Annotated in this window: 2 protein-coding genes; both read right to left on the bottom strand. The window is 42.5% G+C overall.

Annotation, left to right across the window (positions count from 1 at the left end; genetic code table 11):
• Nucleotides 1–238 (bottom strand): hypothetical protein (locus F6K49_RS48400; protein ID WP_293109804.1); only part of this gene is annotated, 238 nt, incomplete at its 3' end.
• Between the two features lie 39 nt (nt 239–277).
• The coding region (locus tag F6K49_RS48395; RefSeq protein WP_293109802.1) for a hypothetical protein at nt 278–1,476 on the bottom strand (1,199 nt) is incomplete at its 5' end.

Here is a 1,476-nt window from a genome sequence, read left to right as displayed (position 1 = left end):
AGTAGGGAACAGATGTAGGGTCGGCAGTGCATCCGTGAGATTCACTTACTGGCCAGAGCCCATTGCTAAGCACTGCCCACCAGTAGGGAACAGATGTAGGGTCGGCAGTGCATCCGTGAGATTCACTGACTAGCCAGAGCCCATTGGTAAGCACTGCCCACCAAAAGTCGGGAACAGATGTAGGGTGGGCAGTGCATCCGTTAAATTGACTGACTAGCCAGAGCCCATTGGTAAGCACTGCCCACCAAAGGATTAAACAATGGTGCAACAGCTCAGTTCAACCCAACCTAATACCTGATAAGATTTTTTTCAAGCACAAAGCAATTACTCCAAAGATCAGGATTAGCCCAACTGGTACTATCACACTATTGATCCAAGGGTTTTTACAGCTGTTCTTAAAGGGGGGGATAAGCATGGATACAGCCTCACACTGCTTCCCATCAAAATCCATTAAAGCCGTAACAGCTGTTCCCGCACCAACTACCGTTACTAGAGTCTGGAAGTTGCGATCGCGTTCTGCTTTTTCCAGCTCAATTTGACTACGAATGGCATTGAGCCTCGTCTCTAGCAACCGTAAGGCCACCTCCATTATATCATAGTCTTTAGTAACCTGCAATAGGTAATTTTCCTTTACCTCTTTACTAAAGGTTTCTAAAAACTCTAGGTTATTATCGGCACCTAATTTTTTGCATTTTTGGTTGATGATTTCTAAACGGGTTTGATAATTGAATAAATTAATCTCGATAATTTGGTTTTGAAAATTTAGTTTAGGCAAATCCAGGGTATAGTTCCCTAAATACTTTTGAATGTCATCGAGTTTTGCTGCGAGGGTTTCGTCTCTAAAGCCAGAAGCGTTTTGGTCAGCGATAAGTCTCTGATTGGCTTCAACCTGCTTATAGAAATTTACCAAGGACTTTTTGATTAAGCGACTTTGGCTGTAAGCCCATAAAATTTTGTTTCTATAACTAAACAGACCCATCCAATCAGTATACAACTCCGCTGCCTTTTCCATACTTTCTTGGTCAGAAAAGAGCATAATGATTACATGGCAGTTGACCTGATTCAGGGGTTGATATCGCCACAGCTCAAAAACTTCACCACCAAATAAGCTGCCTTTTCCCTGTAAATCTTGTGACCAATTCGCCCCTTTATCGAAAACCTTATCACCAGATTTGGCAATGTCTTTTTCCTGTTTTGTCGAACTTTCTGGTGTTGATACTCCTTGTAAATCTTGTGACCAATTCGCCGCTGTCTGGAAAACATGATAACAGGATTGAGCAATGTATTCGTAGCTTTTGCTCGACGTTTTTGGTAAGCATCCAGAAAGCATCCAAGTTTGCCCTAGTATCGCCCTTTCACCTTGTAATCTCCATTCAATTTCGGCTCGGAGTCTGGCAAAACAGTCAGGGGTTTGGGGGTCAGTTTGATTGTTAATGGAACAATCAATTTGCAAACCATAGGTATCATTTAAGCGGA

It is taken from the genome of Moorena sp. SIO3I6, assembly GCF_010672095.1.
Note: the sequence above shows the minus strand (reverse complement) of the source record. Positions and strands in the feature narration are given on the sequence as shown.